The sequence below is a fragment of the Verrucomicrobium sp. 3C genome, assembly GCF_000379365.1.
Classification (GTDB): domain Bacteria; phylum Verrucomicrobiota; class Verrucomicrobiia; order Methylacidiphilales; family Methylacidiphilaceae; genus Methylacidimicrobium.
Genome location: NZ_KB901875.1, coordinates 794,610 through 817,478, shown reverse-complemented (window position 1 = coordinate 817,478; position 22,869 = coordinate 794,610). Strand labels below are relative to the sequence as shown.

The 22,869-nt window shown below is 60.5% G+C and carries 18 protein-coding genes and 1 tRNA gene; 14 read left to right on the top strand and 5 right to left on the bottom strand.

Going from position 1 to position 22,869, the window contains the following annotated elements:
* Positions 1 to 339: 339 nt before the first annotated feature.
* Genes ilvN through A37A_RS0104590 form a run of 3 tightly spaced genes read left to right on the top strand, consistent with a single transcriptional unit; the run spans position 340 to position 3,496 of the window.
* Complete coding sequence (gene ilvN / locus A37A_RS0104600; protein ID WP_026195654.1) at positions 340 to 819, top strand: acetolactate synthase small subunit; 480 nt, start codon at positions 340 to 342, stop codon at positions 817 to 819.
* 17 nt (positions 820 to 836) lie between these two features.
* Positions 837 to 1,889, top strand: a complete 1,053-nt coding sequence (gene ilvC / locus A37A_RS0104595) for a ketol-acid reductoisomerase (protein WP_018290355.1) — start codon at positions 837 to 839, stop codon at positions 1,887 to 1,889.
* Positions 1,886 to 3,496: a 2-isopropylmalate synthase gene (locus tag A37A_RS0104590; RefSeq protein ID WP_020494017.1), complete on the top strand. Its 1,611-nt coding sequence runs from the start codon at positions 1,886 to 1,888 to the stop codon at positions 3,494 to 3,496. The genes ilvC and A37A_RS0104590 overlap by 4 nt, the downstream gene beginning before the upstream one ends.
* 167 nt (positions 3,497 to 3,663) lie before the next feature.
* Here A37A_RS0104590 and A37A_RS19980 read toward each other — a convergent pair whose 3' ends face one another.
* Positions 3,664 to 3,885 carry a hypothetical protein gene (locus tag A37A_RS19980; RefSeq protein ID WP_155996477.1) on the bottom strand — a complete coding sequence of 74 codons (222 nt, stop codon included), beginning with the start codon at positions 3,883 to 3,885 and terminating at the stop codon, positions 3,664 to 3,666.
* A gap of 82 nt (positions 3,886 to 3,967) precedes the next feature.
* The gene (gene ppc / locus A37A_RS0104580; RefSeq protein ID WP_018290351.1) at positions 3,968 to 6,739 is read right to left on the bottom strand and encodes a phosphoenolpyruvate carboxylase; all 2,772 of its coding nucleotides are present in this window, start codon (positions 6,737 to 6,739) and stop codon (positions 3,968 to 3,970) included.
* Between the two features lie 157 nt (positions 6,740 to 6,896).
* Here ppc and A37A_RS0104575 point away from each other — a divergent pair, with 157 nt between their 5' ends.
* From A37A_RS0104575 to A37A_RS15810, 11 genes are all read left to right on the top strand, one after another.
* Positions 6,897 to 7,904 (top strand): tyrosine recombinase XerC, encoded by a 1,008-nt coding sequence (locus tag A37A_RS0104575; RefSeq protein WP_018290350.1) that lies wholly within the window; start codon positions 6,897 to 6,899, stop codon positions 7,902 to 7,904.
* Between the two features lie 61 nt (positions 7,905 to 7,965).
* A complete protein-coding gene (locus A37A_RS0104570) occupies positions 7,966 to 9,306 on the top strand; it encodes a 3-deoxy-D-manno-octulosonic acid transferase (RefSeq protein ID WP_026195652.1) in 1,341 nt (446 codons plus the stop codon).
* Between the two features lie 287 nt (positions 9,307 to 9,593).
* Positions 9,594 to 10,589 carry an ABC transporter ATP-binding protein gene (locus A37A_RS0104565; protein WP_020494016.1) on the top strand — a complete coding sequence of 332 codons (996 nt, stop codon included), beginning with the start codon at positions 9,594 to 9,596 and terminating at the stop codon, positions 10,587 to 10,589.
* Entirely contained in the window at positions 10,570 to 11,370 is an 801-nt protein-coding gene (locus tag A37A_RS0104560; RefSeq protein WP_018290347.1) for an ABC transporter permease, read from the top strand. The genes A37A_RS0104565 and A37A_RS0104560 overlap by 20 nt, the downstream gene beginning before the upstream one ends.
* Positions 11,367 to 12,062: an SCO family protein gene (locus A37A_RS15825; protein WP_018290346.1), complete on the top strand. Its 696-nt coding sequence runs from the start codon at positions 11,367 to 11,369 to the stop codon at positions 12,060 to 12,062. The genes A37A_RS0104560 and A37A_RS15825 overlap by 4 nt, the downstream gene beginning before the upstream one ends.
* Positions 12,059 to 12,493: a DUF420 domain-containing protein gene (locus A37A_RS0104550; protein WP_018290345.1), complete on the top strand. Its 435-nt coding sequence runs from the start codon at positions 12,059 to 12,061 to the stop codon at positions 12,491 to 12,493. Before A37A_RS15825 ends, A37A_RS0104550 begins: the two co-directional genes overlap by 4 nt.
* Before the next feature lie 293 nt (positions 12,494 to 12,786).
* Entirely contained in the window at positions 12,787 to 14,346 is a 1,560-nt protein-coding gene (zwf, locus tag A37A_RS0104545) for a glucose-6-phosphate dehydrogenase (RefSeq protein ID WP_020494015.1), read from the top strand.
* Positions 14,347 to 14,348: 2 nt separating this feature from the next.
* A complete protein-coding gene (gene pgl / locus A37A_RS15820; protein ID WP_018290343.1) occupies positions 14,349 to 15,032 on the top strand; it encodes a 6-phosphogluconolactonase in 684 nt (227 codons plus the stop codon).
* Between the two features lie 369 nt (positions 15,033 to 15,401).
* Complete coding sequence (locus tag A37A_RS15815; protein ID WP_018290342.1) at positions 15,402 to 16,082, top strand: tetratricopeptide repeat protein; 681 nt, start codon at positions 15,402 to 15,404, stop codon at positions 16,080 to 16,082.
* A gap of 51 nt (positions 16,083 to 16,133) precedes the next feature.
* A tRNA-Cys gene (locus tag A37A_RS0104530) sits at positions 16,134 to 16,205 on the top strand.
* A 94-nt stretch (positions 16,206 to 16,299) separates the two neighbouring features.
* Positions 16,300 to 16,998 carry a L,D-transpeptidase gene (locus A37A_RS15810; protein ID WP_196799497.1) on the top strand — a complete coding sequence of 233 codons (699 nt, stop codon included), beginning with the start codon at positions 16,300 to 16,302 and terminating at the stop codon, positions 16,996 to 16,998.
* Between the two features lie 100 nt (positions 16,999 to 17,098).
* Here A37A_RS15810 and ileS read toward each other — a convergent pair whose 3' ends face one another.
* Genes ileS through A37A_RS0104510 form a run of 3 tightly spaced genes read right to left on the bottom strand, consistent with a single transcriptional unit; the run spans position 17,099 to position 22,815 of the window.
* Entirely contained in the window at positions 17,099 to 19,801 is a 2,703-nt protein-coding gene (ileS, locus tag A37A_RS0104520) for an isoleucine--tRNA ligase (RefSeq protein ID WP_018290340.1), read from the bottom strand.
* Positions 19,802 to 19,806: 5 nt separating this feature from the next.
* Entirely contained in the window at positions 19,807 to 20,847 is a 1,041-nt protein-coding gene (gene pheS, locus A37A_RS0104515; RefSeq protein ID WP_018290339.1) for a phenylalanine--tRNA ligase subunit alpha, read from the bottom strand.
* Between the two features lie 57 nt (positions 20,848 to 20,904).
* Positions 20,905 to 22,815 carry a hypothetical protein gene (locus A37A_RS0104510; RefSeq protein ID WP_018290338.1) on the bottom strand — a complete coding sequence of 637 codons (1,911 nt, stop codon included), beginning with the start codon at positions 22,813 to 22,815 and terminating at the stop codon, positions 20,905 to 20,907.
* Positions 22,816 to 22,869 lie beyond the last annotated feature (54 nt).

The following is a 22,869-nucleotide window of genomic DNA, read 5'->3' as shown; positions in this document are numbered from 1 at the left end:
GCACCGGGGAAAAATGGATTTGGCCGGTCCGAGGCCTTTCCGATTCAGAGCCGTTGTGTGCGCCGGCGCCATTGCGCCCGTGGGAGAATTGCCACGGTGGGCGGGAAAGGCGAAGCGCCAATGTTTTGGTTTGACCCTAAGCCTGCGAAGGTTTATGGGAAAGGTTAGCAATGGTCATGATGACGCTGGCGTCGGCAGCTAAGCTAGCCGCCTCCTAGGGAGGCGGCGGTCCGGTTGTAGCGGCGTCCAGATCGCGTTCCCGTCTCTCCCTCGTGTGAGAAACGGGTTTTTTTCTTTATGGAACAGGCCAATGTCCCGGCGAAGGAATCGGAGGCGCGAATGCGGCACACCATCTCGGTGCTGGTTGCGAACCGGTTCGGAGTGCTGACCCGGATCGCGGGCTTATTTAGCGGACGGGGATATAACATCGACACCTTGAATGTGGGTCCGACACATGATGAGAAAGTCTCGCGGATGACGATCGTCGTCAAAGGGGACGACAAGGTTTTGGACCAGGTCACGCGACAACTCAACAAGCTCGTGGACGTGATCGCGGTGCAGGACTTTCGCGAAGGCGAGTACATCGACCGTCAGCTGATCCTGGTCAAGGTGAAGAGCACCGAGCGTTCTCGGGCTGAGCTCATGCAGATTTGCGACATCTTCCGAGCGAAGATCGTGAACGTAGAGCCGGAGGATCTGACGATCGAGATCACCGGTGACGAGAGTAAAGTGGAGAAATTTCTCTACTTGATGAGCACTTTTGGAATTCTCGACATTTCTCGAACAGGAAAGATCGCCTTGCCAAGGCAAGGCGAATAGGAAGGAAGCAGTAGACTATGGCGGCAAAGATTCATACGGAAGAGGAAGCGAGCTTGGCTCCGTTGCAGGGGCGGGTGTTTGGGGTCATCGGGTTCGGATCGCAAGGCCACGCCCATGCGCTCAATCTGCGGGACTCCGGAGTCGAGGTCATCGTGGGGCTTCCCGAAAAGAGCCGTTCGGTCGGCGTTGCTCAGGAGCTTGGTTTCGCAGTCCACCGCAGCCCGGAGGTGACAGCGAGAGCCGACGTGCTCTTTCTCGCTACACCCGATCTCGTGATTCCCCATCTATATGCGGCCGAGATCGCTCCGCATCTTCGTCCGGGGCAGACGCTGGGCTTCGCCCACGGTTTTGCTGTCCACTACCGGACGATTGCTCCGCCGGCAAACGTGAATGTCATTCTGGTCGCTCCGAAGGGCCCCGGCCACTTGGTGCGCCGGGAATTCACCTTGGGGAGAGGGGTTCCCGCCCTGGTCGCTGTCGGACAGAACCCCTCCGGGAAGGCGCTGGAGACCGCACTCGCCTGGGCCACCGGCATCGGAGCGGCACGAGCCGGGGTGATCGAGACGACCTTCCGAGAGGAAACGGAGACGGATCTCTTCGGTGAGCAGGCGGTGCTCTGCGGCGGAGTCACGGCGCTGGTGCAGGCGGGCTTTGAAACCCTGGTCGATGCCGGATATCAGCCGGAGATGGCCTACTTCGAGTGCCTCCATGAGTTGAAGCTGATCGTGGACCTGATGCAGGAAGCAGGGATCTCCGGAATGCGTTTCTCGATCTCCGAGACGGCAAAGTGGGGCGATGTCACGGTCGGTCCGCAAATCATCGACGAGCATGTGCGTGAAACCATGCGCAAGGTCCTAGGCCGCATCCAGGACGGAAGCTTCGCGCGGGAATGGATCGCGGAGACCGAAGGCGGGAAGAAGCGTTACAAGGAACTGTTGCAACAAGGAGCGGATCATCCGATCGAACTGGTGGGCGCGAGGATGCGCTCCCTCATGCCGTGGCTGAAGAAGCGGGATGTATCGGGAGCGCAGGCGGCCTTCGAGACGGGGGGCGGAAAGCCAATCGAATGAAATCTTTCAACCGAGTGATTGTCTTCGACACGACATTGCGGGATGGAGAGCAGTGTCCCGGAGCCAGTATGGCGCCTCGGCAAAAGCTCGAAGTGGCTAGGCAGTTAGCGCGGCTGGGCGTGGACGTCATCGAGGCGGGCTTTCCGGTGATCAGCCAAGGCGACTTCGACTCGGTCCGGGAAATTGCCGAGCAGATCGATGGGCCCAAGATCTGCGGACTGGCTCGCTGTATTCCCGGAGACATCCAGGCGGCGGGTGAGGCGCTGAGGCCGGCCGGCAAGCGCGGACGGATCCATGTTTTCCTGGCGACCTCGACCATCCACCGCCAGCACAAGCTGGTGAAGAGCCAGGAGGAGATTGTCCGCATCGCCGTCGAGGCGATCCGCCATGCTCGCAGCTTGGTGGAGGATGTGGAATTTTCTCCGGAGGATGCGACACGGACAGAGCCTGATTTCCTGCTGCGGATCGTGACGGAGGCCATCGCCGCGGGAGCGACGACGATCAACATCCCGGATACGGTGGGGTACACGACGCCCGGAGAGTTTGCGGAGCGGATCCGAATGATTCAGGAAGGGGTTTCCAACCTCGGGGGAGCCGTATTGAGCGTCCATTGTCACGACGACCTCGGCTTGGCGGTTGCCAATTCGCTGGCCGCGATCCAGGCCGGGGCTCGGCAGGTCGAAGGAACGATCAACGGGATCGGAGAGCGAGCGGGCAATGCCGCGCTCGAGGAGATCGTGATGGCGCTCAATACGCGGCGCGATGCTTTCGGGGGGCTGGAAACAGGCATTCATGCCAAGGAGATCGTCCGGACCAGCCGATTGGTGGCCCGCATGTCGGGTCTCCACGTCCAACGGAACAAGGCAGTGGTCGGGGAAAATGCGTTTGCCCATAGCGCGGGCATTCATCAGGACGGAGTGCTCAAAAAGCGGGAAACCTATGAGATCATGGACCCGACAGAGATCGGATGGGGCGAAACGGAACTGCCTCTCACCAAGCATAGCGGGAGAGCCGCCTTGGAAAAAAGGCTCATCACCCTTGGGTTTGGGCTGAGCCGAGACGAGATCGATGCGATTTTCGGCAAATTCAAGGAGATCGGAGACAAGAAGAAATTCGTCTACGACGACGATCTGGTCGCTCTTGCCGAGGGACAGATCACGCGGATCCAGGAGACCTTTGAGCTCGTCTACTGGAGCGTATCGACGGCATTTCAGGGAGTCCCCACAGCCACCGTCCGCTTGCGCAAGGGAGACGCGGTCTTGACCGACGCCGGGGTCGGCGGTGGCTCCGTAGACGCAGCAATGAAGGCGATCGACCGGATTAGCGGACGGCGAGGGCACTTGGTCGAATATCGCGTGGAAGCGGTTACCGAGGGGAAAGACGCCATCGGCGAGGTGACCGTGCGGGTCGACTTCGGCGAAGGCAGGTTCCTCACCGGGAAAGCGGCGTCGACCGATGTGGTCGAGGCGAGTGTCCGGGCCTATCTCAATGCGGTCAATCGCTCCTTCCTCTCCCGGTCCGAGGCTTCCGATCCTGGGGAAAGCGCCTCGTCCCGGGATTGCGAACTCAATCCGAAGACTAGCCGCCATTTCACACAAATTCCGTAGCCGACATTCGCTGACTCGCCTTGCCCGGATCGACGAACCGCGGAGAGACGACGCTTGGAAAGCGCAACTCGCAGAGCTTGTCCCTGCGAAAAACGGCTAGCATGCCTATCTCGTAAAGTTCGTACCCATTTCGCAAGCCGCAGGAGAACGCTTGTGAGATAGGCACGCTAGAAAAGGGGCACGGAAGGGGAGATGGGGGAAGGAGCGGGATTCTCCGGCAGGACAAGAATGAGAAGGTGGTGGAAGGTCACGAAGGCCATCAGAAAGAGATAGCCGATCACGATGATCAGGATGAGACCCATAGTCATGTCTCGGCGGTGGTGAGGGTGAAGCGAATCGTGGGATTCGCCAATCCCCGGAGCCCCTACTCGGTGTAGCTTTGCCGCCATCTCATCATTTTTGCAGCGATCCTGAAAAAATGCAAATCCATTTATCGTGGCATAAGCGTATGGCCCGCGAACGACAAGGTGGCTATCCGGTGTTTCGGAGCCCAGCGCTAATCCCGTTTACCGTCAGTTCGATCACCCGCCGAAGCGCGTGCTCGTCATCCTCCTGTCCCGTTCCGAGCGAGCGGAGACGGCGGATCATCTCGACTTGGAGATAATTGAGCGGATCGACGTAGGGATTCCGGAGCCGGATCGAACGTTGCAGGACCGGCTCGCGATCCAGCAATGCCGCGACCTGAGCGATGGCCAGTACGGAGGAGACGGAACGGTCGTATTCGGCGCGGATCTTCGAAAAAACCCGCTCCCGGACTTGGGGATCGCGCACGAGCGAAGCGTAGCGTGCGGCAATACTCATATCCGTCTTGGCGAGGGATTGCTGTGCATTGTCCAAGGTGGTGCGAAAAAAAGGCCATTCTTCGTACATTTCCCGAAGGAGGGCAAGGGCTTCCGAGGAGCTTTGGCAAAAGGAGTTCAAGGCGCCCATGCCATACCATGCTGGCACGACAAAGCGGCTCTGAATCCAAGAGAAAACCCAGGGAATGGCCCGCAGTTCGTCGAGGGTGTCGATCCGAGAGCGAACGGCTGGTCGGGAGCCGAGGTTGAGCAGCCGCAGCTCGTCGATCGGAGTCGCTTCCCGCCAAAATTGCAGAAAGGAGGGATCGTCGCGTACGAGCCCGTGATAGAGGAGAACGCTTTGCGCCGCAATCTGGTCCATCGCATCGATCCAGCGAGCGGGAAGACGCGACGGCTCCCTGGACGCGTGGACTCCGGTCAGGGTTCCGTAGGTGATCTGTTGCAGGATGCGAAAGGCGATGTCCGGATCGTGGTAGCGCGTGGAGAGCGCCTCGCCTTGCTCGGTGATGCGGATCTTGCCTTCGACGAGGCCGCACGGCTGAGCAAGAATGGCTTGCGCGGCAGGCCCTCCTCCTCGGGCGATCGTTCCACCGCGACCGTGAAAGAGCGTGGGGCTCACTCCATTTTGTCGGCAAACTTCGACGATAGCGTCCTGTGCCTTGTAGAGCGCCCAACTCGCAGCGAGATATCCGCAGTCCTTGTTGCTGTCCGAATAGCCCAGCATCACGATCTGCCCGCCACCCTGTTGCTCCAGGCGCGACCGATAAGCCGGATGCGCGAAAAGGTCCCCCAGGATCGAGGGTGCCGCGGAAAGATCCTCCAGAGTCTCCACAAGGGGTGCGATGGCGAGGTCGACCTGCGCGAGGTGGCAGAGGAAAAGCACCTCGAGGACATCGGAGAGTTCCCGCGTCATGCTGATCACATAGGCGCCCACACACTCCTGTCCATAGAGCGTCCGAGCTCGCCCGACCGTCAAAAGAGAACCCAGGACATCGCGGCCTGCCTGGCGGCAGCGGTCCCAGCACGCTTGGAGGTCGGAAGGCGGAGGTTGCCGGAGGAGCGAGGAGAGGGTTGCTTGTTTTTGCGTTTCGGCCAGGCGCGAGTAGTTCTCCCCGTAACCCAAGAGCGGCAACAGCTCGTCGAGCGCTTCTTCATGAACACGGGAATGTTGGCGGATGTCGAGGGTGGTCGCGTGCAGGCCGAAGGTTTTGAGTTGCCGGCGGAGTTTGAGCACGTCGCCGTCGGCAAGCATGGGGGCTCGGCCTTTTTGGAGTGTTTCGGCGATGGAGTCGAATTCGCGCGAAAGGCTGCCAAGCGTGAGATCGGGCTCCGGCGGGGGGCCGAAGAAATCGAGCAGATCCGAGGAGAGGGTGCGGTCGCGTGCCTCGAGCACTTCCTCGTGGAGCGCCGCCAGCAGCAGGCGATAGGGTTCGTTCGGATAGCGGCGAGCGAGCCGGTTGCGATGAAGGATGAGGCGTTCGCGTCGCGAAAAGAGGTCGAGCAGTTTCGTCGCCGACGGGTCCCGCCGCGTCGAGATGGTCAAGAAACGGGAGAGCCGATCGAGCGCCTCGGCAATCTTGGAAAGAGCAAGCTTGCGATGAAGAACGAGACTTTCCGCAGTGATGTCGTAGGTGACCGATGGGTGGCCGTCTCGATCTCCTCCAATCCAGGAGCCGAAGGAGATCCAATGCTGCGGTGGCCGTACCATCGGATAGTGGACCGAGAGAGATCTTTCCATCTCCGCCTGAAGGTCGGGGAGGACCTCCCAGAGCGTAGAATCGAAGAACCAGAGTCCGGTCCGAACCTCTTCCAAGACCTGTGGCCTCTCCGTGCGGTTGCGATCCGTAAGCCACAAGGAAGCGATCTCGCGCTTCAGGGAGGAAGACCAATCTGCGTTTTGAGCGGGCGTGCCTTCCTCCTGCTCGCGGAGAAACCGGGCCAGCCGGCGAAGCTTCGCGAGGATGGTGCGACGCTTGGCTTCTGTGGGGTGGGCTGTCACCACGAGGGTGATATGGAGCTTGTCCACGATCCTTTGGATCTCTTCCGGTCCGACTTCCTTGGCCTTGAGCTCTGCCAAGGCCGCCTCGATCGACGCGCGCGGGAACAAGCCGGATTCCAACTGTCGACGCCGCCGACTGCGCAGGAGGTGAATCCGGTAGTCCTCTTCGGCGAGGTTCACCAGTTCGAAGTAGCTGGTGAACGCCATGGCGATTTCGTAGGCGATTTGCGGAGAGAGCCGGCGTACCGCCTCGGCAAGGGCGTCGGAGGCACCCGCTTCTCCCGCCCGACTAGCCTTTGCGAGGGATCGGATCTCCTCCTCGACCGACAGGACCTCTGCTCCCTCCAGGCTGGAAATCACATCGCCGAGGGCATCTCCCAGGAGGTGGATCGCTCGGGAAAGGCGTTCGAAATCATGGTCGGACGGTGGAAGGCTAGATCTCATGGAGCGATGGAAATCGAAGGAGTCTACACTCTTTTTCGCCCATGCCAAACGGAAGTGCGATTCTCTCCCACCGTCTGGGCGGAGGCGTTGCTCAGGCGTTTTCTTGTGGCCGGAGTCCTGCAGCAAACAGTAAGCTCTGTACCGGATCCACAACAAAGTGAAGACGCAAGCCCAGGCTGTCCGCAGAAGGGGGAATGAGGAGAGAGCCGAAGAGGAGCAGCCGGGTCGACCGGGATCCGAGTTACCGGAGAGCGAGGAGAGGGAAATTCTGACCTTCCTCGCCGCTCTTCGGGAGCAGAAGGGGTATTCTCCCTTTACCGTTCGCAATTACGGCCAAGCCTTGCGGGAGTTTGCCATCCGGCGCAAAGGGAGTTCCTGGTGGACGGTGGAGCCGCGGGATCTGCGCGATTATCTTTACGAACTCTGCCGTCGTCCCGATTTGGGAGCGGCTTCCATCCGCGTTCGTTTTGCCGCGCTCCGCTCCTTTTTTGCCAGGGCTGTGAAACGGAAACAGATGACGGACAATCCGGCTCGGGCGATGAATCTTCCTCGGCTGGCTCGTCGCCTGCCCATCTTCTTCTCACAGGAACAGGTTTTGTGGCTTCTGGAGGCGCCGCGGAGGAAGTGGGCGGATCGAGAGAAGCGCCGATCGGTTCGCGGCCCGGCCTGGAAAGAGTGGCAGATGTGGCGGGACAAAGCTTGGCTCGAGGTGCTCTATGGGGCCGGACTGCGTCTTCGGGAATTAACGGGGTTGCGCCGCAAGGATTTCGATTCAGAGCAGCAACTGGTCCAGGTTCTCGGAAAAGGAGGGAAGGAACGCATCTGCCCGCTGGGCCCCACCGCGACCGAGGCGATCCTTCATTATTTGGAGCTTTGTCCCTATCAGGCCGATGCGCTTTTTGTGTCTGGGCGAGGTAAGCCTCTCTCTCCCCGCTTCATCGAGTCGGCTTTCCGGCTCTATCTGACGGAATCGGGCCTGGAGGGCGCGTATAGCCCGCATAAGCTGCGGCACAGCTTCGCAACGCACCTGCTCAATAACGGAGCGGATCTGCGGTGCGTCCAGGAACTATTGGGCCACGCTCGTCTTTCTACCACTCAGATCTATACGGGGGTCTCCACGCAGCGGTTGCGGGAAGTCTATCAAGCGGCCCATCCCCGGGCATAGCCTGCATGTCTCCCAAGCGTTCTCCAGCGGCTTGCCAAGCATGCTCGGTTGGCGCTCTCTCGTGAAGGTTCCTCTGCTGCGTTGGTGTTACCGGCTGGCCTTTCCGGTCATTGCGGGCCTGGCCAGCCCGTATTATCTTTTCCGCCTCTCCAAGCGGGGAAACCCCCGAGAGGGGTTGGCTGAGCGGATGGCTTTCTATGCGCGTCCGACGCGAGAGGCGGTCGGTGCTGGAGTAGACCTCTGGATTCATGCCGTGAGCGTCGGAGAAGTGCTTGTGGCGCTCGCGCTGATTCGGGAGCTGAGGAGGAGGTCCCCAACCCTCCGAGTCGCTTTGACGGTGACGACGATCACGGGGCGGAGGGTGGCGCTGGAGGTGGCGGATTCAGAAACGATCGTTCTCTGGAGCCCGATCGATCTCTCCGATGCCGTGAAGAGGGCATTCGCCCTGTTGCGTCCTCGGGCACTAATCCTTGTGGAAACGGAGGTCTGGCCTAATTATCTTTGGGAAGCCAACCGGCGGCGGGTTCCGGTCGTCCTGCTCAATGCTCGGCTTTCGCCTCGGACGGAGCGATGGTATCGACGCTTCCCGAAGATCTTCCGATCCATTTTACATGAGCTCTCGCTGGTATGCGCACAGGCTCCGGAGGACCTGGACCGCTTGATTGGAGCTGGCTTTCCCCCGGAGGCGATCTTCGTGACGGGGAATCTCAAGTATGACGTCGCCGACCTGGGGAGCCGAGGGCAGGATTGCCGCTGCTCCTGGTGGGAGCGGTGCGGGTGGCCGGCGGACACCCTCATCCTTTTGGCGGGCAGCACCCATCCAGGGGAAGAGGAGGTGATGGTCGACCTCTATCGGGAGTCGCGACGTCGCCATCCGAATTTGCGCCTGATTCTTGCGCCGAGGCACGTGGAGCGGGCCACGGAAATCCGGGCGCTTTGCGAGAGATCCGGCCTTTCCGTCCTCTCGCGCACCGAATTGGGGAAGGGTTCGCCGCGGTGCGTTCCTCCGGACGCGCTTCTTTTGGATACCACAGGAGAGCTCCGCTTCCTCTACGAAAAAGCAACCGTCGTCTTCATCGGAAAGAGCCTCTGCGCTCATGGGGGGCAGAACTTTTTGGAGGCTGCTTGTGCCGGAAAGCCGATTCTCGTCGGGCCAAACATGGAGAATTTCGGAATGCTGGTTCGGGAATTTCGGAGGGAGAGAGCCATCCTCCAAGCCACCGATCGGGCGGAGCTAGGCGGTCTCCTAGAGGAGCTTCTCTCCTCCGGCGCCATGCGATGGGAATTGGGAAAGAGAGCGCATGCGGTCTTTGCGAAGAATGTGGGCGCTGCCGCCCGCGCGGCGGAAATTGTCTGGGGACTCCTTCGGGCGCAAGCGCAAGTTCCGACTGTGGGATCCTAGCGGCCATTTCTCCCAAGCCGCAGGAGAACGCTTGTGAGACAGGCAGGCGAGCGGGTTAGCGGAGAGTCGCTAAACATTTGACAGGATGGCGGATTCGCTTTCAACTTAGCAGGAATGTCCGGGCTTGCGTCCAACCTGCAAATCTCACCGTTTCCGTGTCCGATGCGCCGTAAAGCGGCGGGGAGGCGAGGTGCCGCACGGGCCTTTCTTCCGAGCGCAAACTGGGAATGGGGCAAGGAGAGAAGGCAAGGATCACTTCGCCAGCCGTAGGAGCAACATTGCGAGAAATGCAGGCCACAACGGTCGCCAAAGAGAGCGCCCTCTCTGTAAATGGGTTATCCTATGCGTATGGGAACCGCGCGGTGCTCGACCGCGTCTCCTTTCAAGTGGAGAAGGGGGACCTTATCGGGATCCTGGGCCCGAACGGAAGTGGAAAAACGACCCTCTTCCGCCTGCTTTCCACTCTTTACGCGGCGCCCTCGGGGATGATCACCCTGGCCGGTTACGTCTATCCAGCGCAAGCGGCTGCCGCACGCCGGCGGATGGGCATCGTCTTCCAATCCCCCAGCCTCGACAAGAAGCTGACGGTGGCGGAAAACGTCTTTCATCAAGGCCATCTTTACGGGTTGCGGGGAAACGAGTTGCGAAAGAGGGTCGAGGATCTGCTGCGGCTCTTCGGCATGGAAGAGAGGGCGGGGGATCTGGTGGAAACCCTTTCGGGTGGGCAGCAGAGGCGGGTGGAGATCGCCAAGGCGCTTCTCCACGAGCCGGAACTGCTGCTTTTGGATGAGCCCAGCACAGGGATCGACCCGGTGGCACGACGGGACTTCTGGCGCCATCTTTTCGCCCTGAAGGAGCAGAAGGGGTTGACGATTCTCGTGACGACCCACCTGCTGGACGAAGCGGAGCGATGCGATCGACTTTTGATCTTGGACCGCGGAAAACGAGTGGCCTGGGAAACACCGAGCCGCCTTCGCGCGCTCATTCCGGGATCGGTGCTCTCGATCCGGTCACCGAAGCTTTCGGAAATCGAGGGCGAGCTCAAGCAGCTTTGGGCGGGCCGGCTCATTCGCCGTGTCGACGGGATGCTGCGGATCGAGCCGCGTTCCGAGGAGTCGGTTGAGGACGCGATGCGGGACGCCGCCAGCCTCTTGCAGCGATTCGGCGCTGAGGTCACCGCTCTTACGGTCTCGCAGCCTTCCCTGGAGGATGTCTTTCTTCATTTGACCGGGCATCATTTCGAGAGCCAAAACACGGAATCGAATGGAATCTCGGACCAGTAGCATCGTTTCTGGAAGCTTCGGCTTGGGCGTTTATACGCTCTGGAAGCGGGAGGTCGTCCGGTTCCTGCGGCAAAAGAACCGAGTCGTGGGGGCATTGGGTACCCCGTTGGTCTTCTGGTTCCTGATCGGCTCCGGAGTCGGGAGTTCCTTTCGTACCGGCGGAACCAGCTCCGGCGACTACTTTTCCTACTTCTTTCCCGGGATGCTGCTTCTGGTCGTCCTATTCACCGCGATCTTCTCGACCATCTCCTTGATCGAAGACCGCCGGGAAGGCTTTTTGCAGGCGGTGCTCGTGGCTCCTGTCCCCCGGTCGGCCGTGGTTGCGGCGAAGCTCCTGGGGGGGATGACCCTCAGCGTCCTCCAATGTCTGCTGATCTACCTCTTGGCGCTTCCTCTGGGCCTCCACTTCTCTCTGGGTTCATTTGCCCTCGTCGTGGCAACGCTCTGCCTGTTGGGACTCGCGCTCACCGGGATCGGCTATCTGCTCGCTTGGCCGCTTGACTCGGTCCAAGGATATCATGCTCTAATGAACCTTTTATTAATGCCTCTTTGGCTTCTCTCCGGAGCGCTTTTTCCGCCGGACGGATCGGTCGGCTGGATGCGCGCAATTATTCACGCTAACCCCCTCTATTATGGGTTGGAGCTTCTGCGGGCGGCATTGTGGCCGGGACGGTCGAGCGCATCTCTTTGGCTCTTTGGAGCCATTACTCTTCTCTTTACGGCTGCGGTCGGGCTGGCGGCAGTCGTCATCACTGACCGGGTCCGAGTGAAGCATCCATGAGCGAAACCGTGAAACCGCGTTCCGGCGTTGGTCTGATCCCCTTCGGGCTAGCGGCGGCCGTTCTTCTCTCCCTGTTCCTGAGCCTGGGTTACTACGCGCTTCTCCATCGAAAGCAGGGAGGCATGGCGCTTCCCGTGCTGCGTCGGGTCCTGCCCTTTGCCTTGACCGATTCGTTGGGCAAGATAGTGACTCGGGAAGACTTGAAAGGGAAAGTCTGGGTGGCGGATTTCATCTATACGTCGTGTCCGGGACCTTGCCCAGCGGAGACGCTTCGAATGAAGGAGATTCAAGATCTCGTGGCGAACCTGCCGAATGTGCGGCTGGTTTCGATCTCGGTCGATCCGAGAACAGATACGCCGTCGGTGCTCCAGCGCTATGCGGAAGCCCACGGAGCCAATCCGGCCAAGTGGTTATTCCTGACGGGTGGCGTCAAGGAGATTTGGCTCTTGGCATCGGAGAGTTTTGCCTTTGCCGTGGGAGAAAATCCTCCGAACCGTCCAGCCGAAGAAGGACCTGTTTTCCACTCAACGCAATTTGCTCTCGTCGACGCTGCGGGACGCATCCGTTCCTATTATGACGGATTGAAGTCCAGCACCCCGGCAAGGGTGGCCCAGGACATTCGTCAACTCCTTGATGAGCGGCCCGGAGCGATGAGAGAAGCGACTCTTCCATCCCAGGCTGGAGACAGGTGATCTCTCTCTCGGAGCTCCCCGCGGTCAACGCCAGCCTCAATGCTCTGACCGCATGCTTTTTGATGGCCGGGTTTGTAGCAATCAAGCGGAGGCAGATCGCCCATCATCGCAACTGCATGGTAGCGGCTTTTGCTACCTCAATGGTCTTTCTAGCCTGCTACCTTTTTTATCATTGGTTCCACGGGGCGACCGCGTTTCCTCGTCACGACTGGTCGCGGCCTCTCTACTTTGCGATTCTCACCTCGCACACCCTGCTTGCGATCGTGAACCTTCCCGCGATCCTTACGGCGCTCTACCTCGCAGCCAAGGGGCGTTTTGCTGCACACGCCAGAGTCACCCGGCTTCTTTGGCCATCCTGGATGTACGTGTCGGTTACCGGGGTGCTTGTCTATTTCATGCTCTACCACTGGTTCCGCCTCCCGACCTCGTAGCCTGCCTGTCTCCTAAGCGTTCTCCTGCGGCTTGCGAACTGGGTTCGGCCGCGTCGTTGGGACTTGGGTTTTTGGCCTTCCTCACAGGATGTCGTCATACAGTTCCGGGGGAAAACCTACGTCCTGCCTTGCATCCAGGCCTGTGTGCCGCGCCTCGGGTAGGAACTTCGTGAGACATGCAGGCTAGGAAGAGGCACCTTTCGAACGGCCCGTGGGCAGGAGGTGTCGGTTGCTCGACATAGGCAAGGGGAACGTGCTACTTAGTAGCGAAGCGGAGTTCTACCGAAGAGGGGATGACGGTACGCCAGCCAGTATCGCTTGGACAGACGGTGGGGGGCAAGGTCCCTCCGACCGCGGTCGTCATTTTCGGGGCATCCGGGGATCTTACTCATCGAAAGATTCTTCCTGCCTTTTATCACCTCAAGAAAAACGGACATCTTCCGGAAGGGATGGCGTTTGTGGGTTTTGCGCGGCGGGAGCAATCCGAGCAGCAGTTTCGAGAGGGGCTCCGGCAATCTCTAGCGGATTTTTCCCATACTCAGCCCATTGACAACGAGGTGTGGGCAGCGTTGGAGCCGCATATCTACTACCACAAGGGCGACCTTTCGAACCCTGATGACTATCAGAGGCTGGCGGAACGCCTTCGAGGATTGCCCGAAGCGGGTGCCTTTGGGCAGAATCATCTCTTTTATTTGGCGATCGCCCCCAATTTCTTCTCGGTGGTGGCGGAAAACCTTGGGAAGGCAGGTCTCCATGCGGGCCCTGAGGTGAACGGCTCTCGGCGATTGATCGTGGAAAAGCCCTTTGGAACCGATCTTCCTTCTGCTCGCAATCTCAATGCGACCTTGCACCAGGTTTTTCCTGAGCGGTGCATCTTCCGCATCGACCATTATCTGGGAAAAGAGAACGTTCAAAATCTCCTCTACTTCCGTTTCGGCAACTCGATCTTCGAGCCTCTTTGGGACAGGCGGTATATCGACCATGTGCAGATTACCGTGGCGGAGACCCAGACGATTGGCTCCCGGGGCGGCTACTACGACATGGCCGGCGCCTCCCGGGACATGCTGCAGAATCACTTGATGCAGCTCTTCACCTTGATCGCGATGGAGCCTCCCGCTTCCTTGGAGGCGGAATCGATTCGCGATGAAAAGGTCAAGGTGCTCCGTTCGGTCCCGACGCCCAGTTCGGAGGAGGTTCTGCGAAACAGCGTGCGCGCCCAATACGGCCCCGGAATTTTGGGAGCGAAGACGGTTCGTCCTTACCGGGAGGAGGATCGCGTCTCCCGCCGCTCGCTGACGGAGACCTACGTCTGCGTCCGTCTGGAGATCGATAACTGGCGCTGGTCCGGGGTCCCTTTCTATCTCCGCACCGGAAAGGCGCTCAGCTGCCAGTATACCGAGATCTGCATTGTCTTCCAGCGCCCTCCGTGCGTACTTTTCGCGCACAATCTAAAGCACATCGCTCGGAATTGGCTCAAGATCCGCATCCAGCCGACCGAGGGGATACACCTGCTCTTCAACACGAAGGTGCCGGCGCAGCCATTGATCGAAGAGGCGCGGATGGACTTTTACTACCGGCGCCACGATCACTACTTCCCAGAGGCCTACGAGCGCCTGCTCTTGGATGCTCTCATCGGGGAATCGACCCTTTTTACCCGATCCGATGAGGTCGAGCATGCATGGCGAATCGTGGATGCGGTGTTGGAGGCTTGGCAAGAGGAGGAGCTCGATCGGCTTCCCCTTTATGCTCCTGGCTCGATGGGGCCGGTGGAGGCAGAGGAGCTTTTACGCCGAGAGGGACGGCGATGGGGAGATCCCCCCTGCGAGGAGGAGGAAGAATCGGTACGGGAGTAGGGATGGCGATCTCTGTTTTTTCCTTTCACGAGCGGGAAGCTTGGCTCGATCGCCTGACGGGCGATTTTCGAGTTCTGCTCTCCGAAACCCGACCGCCGGATCGGCCGTTTCATGTCGCGCTCTCCGGAGGAAGCACCCCGATCCCCCTCTATCGTCACTGGGCAGGACTCGATCTGCCGTGGGAAAGAATCGACTGGTGGATCGGCGACGAGCGCTGGGTGCCCGTCACCGATTCGAGGAGCAACGAGGGGATGATCCGTAGCAGCTTGGGGGCTCCCGCGGGCGCACGCCTTCGGCTGAAAAGTTGGCACGGGGGAGTGGAGCCGTTGGAGGCGGCTCGGCTGTACGACAACGCCTTGCGGCGGGAGTTGGGTGATCCTCCCGCTTTCGACCTGATTCTGCTGGGAGTCGGAGGGGACGGACACACCGCATCCCTTTTCCCGGGCAGCCCGGCGCTCGAAGAACGGGTTTCCTATGCCGCTCCAAATCCCCCTCCGGGAGCGGAGGGCCCGCTCCGGCTGACCCTGACCTATCCCTGTCTCGATGCGGCCCGCTCCGTCTGGTTTCTCGTTGCGGGAGGAGCCAAGGAAAAGATCGTCGAACGGCTGCTTTCCGGCGACAAGACGCTTCCGGCGGGCCGTATTCAGGCAATCGACCAGCGGCTCTATTGGGTTCGCGACGGATGAGAGGATTTGGCCTGCGTGTCTCCCAAGCTTTCTCCTGCGACTTGCGTAACGGACCCGGCTGCTTCGTTGGGACTTGGTTTTCCCTCCTCGCAGTATGTCGTCGTACAACTTCGGGGGAAAACCTGCGCCCCGCCCCTTGCATCCAGGTTAATCCGCCGCGCTTCGGGCACGAACTTTGTGAGACATGCAGGCTGGCCGCCAATTCTCCCAAGCTTTCTCCTCCGGCTTGCACAATAGGCTTGTCTGTTTCGTTGGGCTTGGTTTTCCATCCTTGCAGTATGTCCTCCTCATACAGCTCCGGTGGAAAACCGACGCCACGCCTCGCATCCAAGCCGATTTGCGATGCCTCGGCTACGAAATTTGTGAGAAATGGCGGCTAGGAAGCTCTCTCGTCTATCTGCTGGGATCCTCCTGGCAGCCCTCGGGGTTCTTTTCAGCGGGAGTGCGGCCTGGGCTGCCTCTGACGAGCAGAAGGTGCTCTTCGCGCAGGCCTATCAGGATGCGCTCGTTGCCTTTCATCGAAAAGATTGGCGGGCTGCCCAGGAGGCGGTCGATCAGGCGCGCCGGATCGATCCGGACGATCCGCGCGGCTTGGTGTTAACGGCCAAGATCTTGCTCAAGAAAAAGGACTACGCGGGCGCAGAAACCATGCTTGGCGAGGCCCTTCGGCGAAAGCCGCAGTTCGGCCCGGCGCTACTCGTCTCCGGGGATCTGGCCTTTGAGCAGCGGCGGTTTGCCGAGGCATTCCGTCTGTACAACGAGGCGCTTCTGCGGGAGCCGGGCGACAAGGACATCATTCTCAAGATGCTTTATTGTCAGGTCATGCTAGGCGACTTGGGCGCGGCGGAGCGGCTTCTGGCACGGTTGAGCCCTTTTGACGAAGCAAATCCGGCCTATTATTTTGCAAAGGCGGCTATTTTCCAAGGTCGCGACAGGCGGGAGCCAAGGGATCAAAAGGATTTATTGCAGACCGCTCGGGTGATGTACGGCAATGACGTCTTCGCCCAGTATCTCCGCGATTATGAGTTCTTGTTTGCCGATCGCCCGTAGACTACGTAAGCTTCACTCTTCTGCCGGAGCCGGTTGCCGTGCGATTTCTCCGGCGGGGTAGCCAAGTGGTAAGGCCGGGCTCTGCAAAAGCCCCATGCGTGGGTTCAATTCCCACCCCCGCCTCTCTTTTTGGAAGTTGCGACGGGAACGAGACTTGACTCGGCTTGCATGTTTTGACAAAGGTTGAGCGTTTCTTATGTTCTCTCATCCCGAGGAGGTGATACCTTCACGCGGAAAGTGGCAGAAGCTGGCGGCGATTGCGCTATTCCTTTTGGGATGTTCCTTCCTGCTCCCTGGGTGCGCCAGCCACGGCAACACGGCGAGTCGAGGAAGCAGCGGGCGAGTCGCGTGGGGCGCCGTTCCCGATGGGCTCATTCCGTCCGACCGGGTCGTGAAAGTCTCGCTTGAAAACCAGGCGGTTTACGTCCTGGACGGAGGGCGAGTGGTCTGGGCCGCCGCCACGAACGTAGGGAAGCCCGGACATGCAACCCCGACGGGATCGTTTCGAGTCAACCAGAAGCTGGAGAGGAAACGGTCGGGCTCATACGGGTTTTGGGTGAATGGAAGCCGTGTCGTCCCCACCGAAAGCGGAAGGGGCGGATCTCCGGGTTCCGGATGGCATTACGTCGGATATCCTATGCCCTACTGGGTGGAGTTTTTCCCGGGATATGGCTTTCACGAGGGCTTTGTCTGGATAGAGCCGCGTACGCACGGCTGCCTGCGGTTGCACGGGACGGCGGCAAGCCAGTTCTACCGGCTCGTGGAAGTGGGAACGCCCGTGCACATCAGCAGAAACCAGCCGGAGGACGAGACGGTTGGCCAGAGCATTCCCAGGTTTGATGACTCCCGGGAGCCGGATCCCTCCAACGGTTTCCTCACTTCGGACGAGGCGTTTCTTCGGCCGTGGGGCGGATAGCCTGCCTGTCTCCCAAGCGTTCTCCTGCGGCTTTCGAAATAGGCCTTGCATCCCAGGCCTATTCGCCGCGCCTCGGCTCACGAACTTTGTGAGACAGAGGCTAGCCGCTCCTTCCCGTTGTCCGGACCACCAGGGAGCAGCGTCGACAGAGATCGGGATGATCCGGATCGGTCTGCCCGAGATCTTCGGAATATTTCCAGCAGCGCGCGCACTGTCGACCCGGGGCGCGTCGAACGCGTATCGCAACCTGAGCTTCCGGGAGAACGCGCACTCGGGAGACGAGAAAGACTTCAGCGAGCAGTCCTTCGTCCGTTGCGAGGAAATGGGGCGTATGCACTTCCACTTCGGCTTCTAAGGCCTTCCCGATTTCCTTGGCTCGTCGGCTCCCTTCCAGGGCCTCGTTGACAAGGCTTCGGAGCTCCAGAATGTGAGTCCAGCGTTCGGAGAAGGGGAGGTCCCCTCTCGGGGTCTCTTCCGGCGGAAAGAGCTCCAGATGGATGGACCCGCTCTTACCCAGGGACTGCCAAGCTTCCTCTGCCGTAAACGGGATCATGGGCGCAGCCAGACGGAAGAGGCTTTCCGCCATTCGGTAGAGAAGAGTTTGAGAGGCGCGCCGGGCGAGTCCCTCAGGGGCGTCGCAATAGAGCCGATCCTTGAGCACGTCAATGTAAAAAGCGGAAAGCTCGGTCGAACAGAAGCGGGTGAGTGCATGATAGGCGGCTGGGAAGTCGTAGCGGCGGTAGGCCTCGACAACCGTCCGAACAAGCGCCCGCAGGCGGTCGGCCATGTACCGGTCGAGTTCCGGAAACTCCTCTTCGCGGACCGGGTGTCGGGCAGGATCGAAATCATGGAGATTGGCCAGGAGGATGCGAAAGGCGTTGCGCAAGAGTCGATAGGTGTCGGAGATGCGCGAGAGGATCTCCTGGGAAAAGGGGACGTCATTCCGGTAATCTTCGCTCGCCACCCAGAGGCGCAAGGGGTCCGCACCATACTGGACGAAGAAGTCGGAGAGGCTGCGGGCACCTTCCCTTTTGGCGAGCTTCCTGCCGTCGAGATCCATAACGAAGCCATTGGTCAAGACCGTCCGGTAGGGAGCTTTTCCCCATCGGGCGACCGATAGCAGCAGGGAGGACTGGAACCAACCACGATGCTGGTCGCTTCCTTCCAAGTAGAGGTCTGCCGGAAACTCGCCGCGGGGAGCCAGAACGGCCGCATGGCTCGAACCGGAGTCGATCCAGACGTCGAGAGTGTCAATTCCTTTCCGCAGCCCCGCCGGCAGCCCAAGTTGCCGCGCGAGAGTCTCCTCGTCGGTCGCATACCAGACATCCGTTCCGCTATGGGCCACCATTCGCGCGAGTTTGCGGATCACTTCCGACTCAAGTACGGCACTCCCGTCCTGCCGGTAAAACACCGGAATCGGGATGCCCCAGGACCTCTGACGGGAGATGCACCAGTCCCGGCGGCTCTCGACCGCGCCACGGATGCGGTTGCGTGCCCGAGGAGGAAGCCATTCTACTGCGTCGATCTGGCGGAGAGCCTCCGGTTGAAAAGCTTTTACGTGGATGAACCACTGCCGAACCGAACGGAAGACAATGGGGGTTTTCGATCGCCAGCAGTGCGGATAGTCGTGGAGGTAGGCGTGCTCTGCCCAAAGCAAGCCGGCCCGCTGGAGCAAAGCGATGATCCGGGAATTGCCTTCCCAAACGGTAAGACCCACGAGTTCGGGAAGGCCGCATTCTTCGGTGAATCGCCCGTCGTCGTCGACAGGGGAGAGCGGAGGCAGCCCGTGCTCCTGGCCTAGGAGGTAATCCTCCATGCCATGACCGGGAGCAATATGGACGAACCCAGTGCCACTCTCTCCCGTCACGAAATTGGCGGGATAGACCAACCCGTTGCGGGGCAGCAGCGGATGGCGGTAACGGAGCCCGAGCAATTCGGCGCCGCTCCCGAAGCGGCGCACGCAGGGCGCGTTCTCCAATCCGGGCAGGAAATGCACTCGGGCTTCTGCCACGAGGAGGTGTCGGTCGCCAGCTTTGTAGAGACCATACGAGAGATCGGGATTCAAGGCGACGGCAAGGTTGGCGGGTAGCGTCCAGGGAGTGGTTGTCCAGATCAGGAGTTTCGTCTCCTCGGGCAGATTGCGTTCCCGGCAGCTCTCTGCCAGGAGAGGGAACTCGATGTCGATCGCAGGATCGGTTCGTGGCTGGTATTCCACCTCGGCTTCCGCAAGCGCGGTTCGACAGCCGGTGCTCCAGAAGACGGGGCGGAGTCCTTCGAAGACCAATCCCTTCTCTACGAGGTCGGCAAAAAGAAGCAGAACCTCCGCCTCGTAACCGGGATCCAACGTGCGGTAAGGCCGCTGCCAGTCGGCGAAAATACCGAGTCGCTCGAACTGCTCGCGCTGGATGCCGATGTAATGGAGAGCATAGGCCGCGCAGCGCTGCCGGATCGTCAGCGGGTCCCGCCCGTCGGGAGGAAGGTCCGCCATCACTTTCGCTTCGATCGGAAGACCGTGGCAGTCCCAGCCGGGAAGATACGGAGCCAAAAAGCCCATCATGTTCCGCGACTTGAGAACTAGGTCCTTTAGCGTTTTGTTGAGGGCGTGCCCCAGGTGAGCGCTTCCGTTCGCAAATGGCGGGCCGTCGTGCAGGATGAATCGGGGCCCCGAGCTGCGCGCCTGGAGGATCTGATCGTAAAGATTTTCCCGACGCCACCGCTCGAGCAGGAGCGGTTCTCGTTTGGGTAGCTCGGCGCGCATCGGGAAGGAGGTGCGCGGCAGAAGGACCGTGTTACGATAATCCATGAGGCTTAGACCGGAGAGCTTTGATTGCGCAGGAAGCGAACATCGTTTTCCGTAAAGAGCCGGAGGTCCGGGATCTCTTCGACGATCATCAGAAGCCGCTCGATGCCGAATCCAAAGGCGAAGCCGGAGTAGCGATCCGGATCGATGCCAGCACCCGAGAGAACCTTGGGGTGGACCATCCCGCACCCGCAAAGCTCGAGCCACTCTTCCCCCGCTTTGGATTGACCGGGCCGGAGGCCGTCGATCTCGAAGCTAGGTTCGGTGAAGGGAAAATAGTGAGGGCGAAAGCGAAAGCGAATCTCGCGACCCAGCAGCTCTCGGAAGACCAGTTCGAGCGTCCCCTTGAGGTCGCGCACGCTCAGGTCTTCATCGACGACGAGCCCTTCCACCTGGAAGAAGGCAATCGAATGCGTGGCGTCGATTTCATCCCGTCGGTAGCACCGCCCCGGAGCCACGATGCGGATCGGCGGTCGCTGCTTCTCCATCACGCGGATCTGGACCGGGCTCGTCTGGCTGCGGAGCAAGAGCCGACCTCCCTTTCTCGAAGGAGCCGGGGGAAGGAGACTGGCGTCCTTCAGAAAAAAGGTATCCTGCTCGTTACGCGCCGGATGGTCGGGAGGGGTGTTGAGCGCGTCGAAATTGTAAAAGTCGGTTTCGATTTCTGGACCGTCGGCCAAGGCAAAGCCCAGCCTGTGGAACACATCGACGATGCGCCGCAACATGCGGGAAATCGGATGAATCGATCCCTCGGATATCGGGCGGCCGGGCAGGGACACGTCAAGGGGCGGGCCTTGCGGAGAAGTGGACGCCAGCGCCGCTCGTCGTTCTTCGACCGCCGCTTCGGCCCACTTCTTGAAGGAGTTAATCTCTCGTCCCTTCTCGCGCCGCCGTTCCGGGGGGAGGGTGGAGAGGGAGGCGATCAGGCGAGGAAGCTCTCCTTTTCGGCCGAAGTAGCGGATGCGGATCTCTTCGAGAGCGGCCTCGGTCTCGGTGGTTGCCAGTGCTGCGCGCAACTCGTTCTCCCGTTCTTGCCATTCCTTTTCCACAAACGAATTTCTCCTTAGTACGAGAAGCTTTTCCTCTCAGACGACTGGGCCTCCCCGCTATCGAGCCGGCGTTGTGTCGGCAGCCCGCCCCGAGGAGACCTCTTCGGGCGGGAGAACCGTGGGGAGGGGAAGCGGATCGTGCCTTGCTCCACGATGGAGGAACATGAGGAGAATGCCTCCGCAAATCAAGATTGAGCCGATCCACTTGCACGGCCAGCCCGGATCATAGAGCACCTGAAGGGTGGTTTCCTGGAGGTCCCGAGGATTCCAAGAAGCCTGAGAAAATTTGTAGTTGCGTCCGAGAGCCGAACGCCAGAACCCCCCCGGGAAGATGGCGGGCGAGTTCATGTGAGCGGTCTCGACTCGCTCTACACCGGTCCTCGAATCGCCGAAGCGGACGGTGGCCTGAAAGTCAACGGGGGCGTCGCTTCCTTCCTCGCGGGGGACGACGAACTTTTCCAGGGAAACATGGAAGGGGAGAGGCTGACTTTCCAGCCCGTAGGCCACTCGCACGGGAATCCCTTGCATCGTGAAGGTTTGGGTGAGACCGGAGAGGATCCAGAGAGGGGAAGATTGGAGCCGGTTCTTGGGATCCTCCACCCGGGCGCGGACGCCCGAGCCGATTGCCATCGTGAAGGCCGTGCCGGCTTCCCGCTTGCGAACGATCGTTTGAATCGACGAGCGAGGCTCGTAGCGGAGAACCGCAGCCTCCCAGTCGGCCCATCCCAGAGAAAACGTCTGGCCAGGGATGGCGGTCCCCTGCGCGGAAATCTGGCCCCGGCGATTGAATGCCTGATAGCTGATGCGGTCGCCCTCAGAAGATTTCCATAAGAAAAGGCCGGGCGAGGAGCCCTCACCCTCCGTCCAGCTGAGCTGCACCAAGACGGCGGGATTGTCGGGACTCTCCGAGAGAGAGGTCGGCTTCCCCTCCCTCATGGCGAAGTTGGGCCAATAGCCAGTCAAAAGCGCTTGCGCGCCGCCGGGCAAGTCGAGCGGCTTGCCCAAATGCGCCGTGACCTCCCAAGCGTTCTTTTGTCCCGATGGAGAGATCGCGACCAGAAGCATCTGGTGACTCTGATCGTCCGGGACGAGGAAGAAGCGGTAGGGCGAAGGGACCCCCTCGATTGCATGCGTGATCGGTTGCTCGGGAGCGCGGGCGAAGATGACCTCAGCCTCATGCAGCGATCGCCCGGGAGCAGAAGTGGGCGGTTCGGAGAGCCAGTGGATCTTGGCCAGGCCAAAGAAATCCTGGGTCTGATGGGCAGGCTCCTTCTCCAGAAGAGCCAGGAGAGTCTTTTGCCCGGCCATCCGGCTCTGCAAGAGGAGGGTGGCTCCGCGTCCGGCGGAAGGATCGGAGGAGGGAACGACCTCTTCGGTGAGAATCAAGTCCGAGGAAAAATCGTCGATCACAAGGCGGAGGTCCGTTCCCGGAATGGCGAGCTTGCGCGGATGGACCGGACTGGGGCGCCAGAGCTCTGCAGGAAAGGCCACTCGGAAGATTTCCCGGCGAAACGGATCTTCCAGAAAAAGAGCGGTCCGATTGAGCGTGACGCGATCTTCGGGGGGATCTCCCACTCGCAGGTGGACGAACCCTTCGAAGCCGGCGAGCCGGCCGATCATGGCCCCCGTCAATAGCAGGATGATCCCATAATGGGTGACGACGAAGCCGAGGTGGCGTCGTTTCCAGGGGATGCGGGTGAGGGTGACCGCGAAGAGATTGACGCAGAGGAGAATTAGCCAGCCAAGGAACCATGGAGACCGATAGACATAGTGCTGGGCAACCGCCGAGTCGAAGCGCGACTCGATCCCCGTCGCCACTGCGCAGGTCGCGGCCAGGCTCAGAAGGAGGGCTACGGCAAGCGGGAGCGAGCCCAGCGCATGAATGACTCTCCAAAAGGCGGAGTTGCGCTTACGCTCGGCGATGAACTCCTGGCGCGCCTGGTCGGAGAGGGAAGTGAAGAATTTCACCCGGACGGTGGGAACGCTATCGCGTGTTGGAAGGGTTGTATGGTAGTCGGGAGA

Coding starts and splice junctions, on each gene's coding strand:
- pgl (WP_018290343.1), top strand. CDS start 14,349: ATGGCGATCTCTGTTTTTTCCTTTCACGAGCGGGAAGCTTGGCTCGAT.
- ileS (WP_018290340.1), bottom strand. CDS start 19,801: ATGGATTATCGTAACACGGTCCTTCTGCCGCGCACCTCCTTCCCGATG.
- ppc (WP_018290351.1), bottom strand. CDS start 6,739: ATGAGATCTAGCCTTCCACCGTCCGACCATGATTTCGAACGCCTTTCC.
- ilvN (WP_026195654.1), top strand. CDS start 340: ATGCGGCACACCATCTCGGTGCTGGTTGCGAACCGGTTCGGAGTGCTG.
- A37A_RS15815 (WP_018290342.1), top strand. CDS start 15,402: ATGGCGGCTAGGAAGCTCTCTCGTCTATCTGCTGGGATCCTCCTGGCA.
- zwf (WP_020494015.1), top strand. CDS start 12,787: ATGACGGTACGCCAGCCAGTATCGCTTGGACAGACGGTGGGGGGCAAG.
- A37A_RS0104565 (WP_020494016.1), top strand. CDS start 9,594: ATGCAGGCCACAACGGTCGCCAAAGAGAGCGCCCTCTCTGTAAATGGG.
- A37A_RS0104560 (WP_018290347.1), top strand. CDS start 10,570: ATGGAATCTCGGACCAGTAGCATCGTTTCTGGAAGCTTCGGCTTGGGC.
- A37A_RS15825 (WP_018290346.1), top strand. CDS start 11,367: ATGAGCGAAACCGTGAAACCGCGTTCCGGCGTTGGTCTGATCCCCTTC.
- ilvC (WP_018290355.1), top strand. CDS start 837: ATGGCGGCAAAGATTCATACGGAAGAGGAAGCGAGCTTGGCTCCGTTG.
- A37A_RS0104590 (WP_020494017.1), top strand. CDS start 1,886: ATGAAATCTTTCAACCGAGTGATTGTCTTCGACACGACATTGCGGGAT.
- A37A_RS19980 (WP_155996477.1), bottom strand. CDS start 3,885: ATGGCGGCAAAGCTACACCGAGTAGGGGCTCCGGGGATTGGCGAATCC.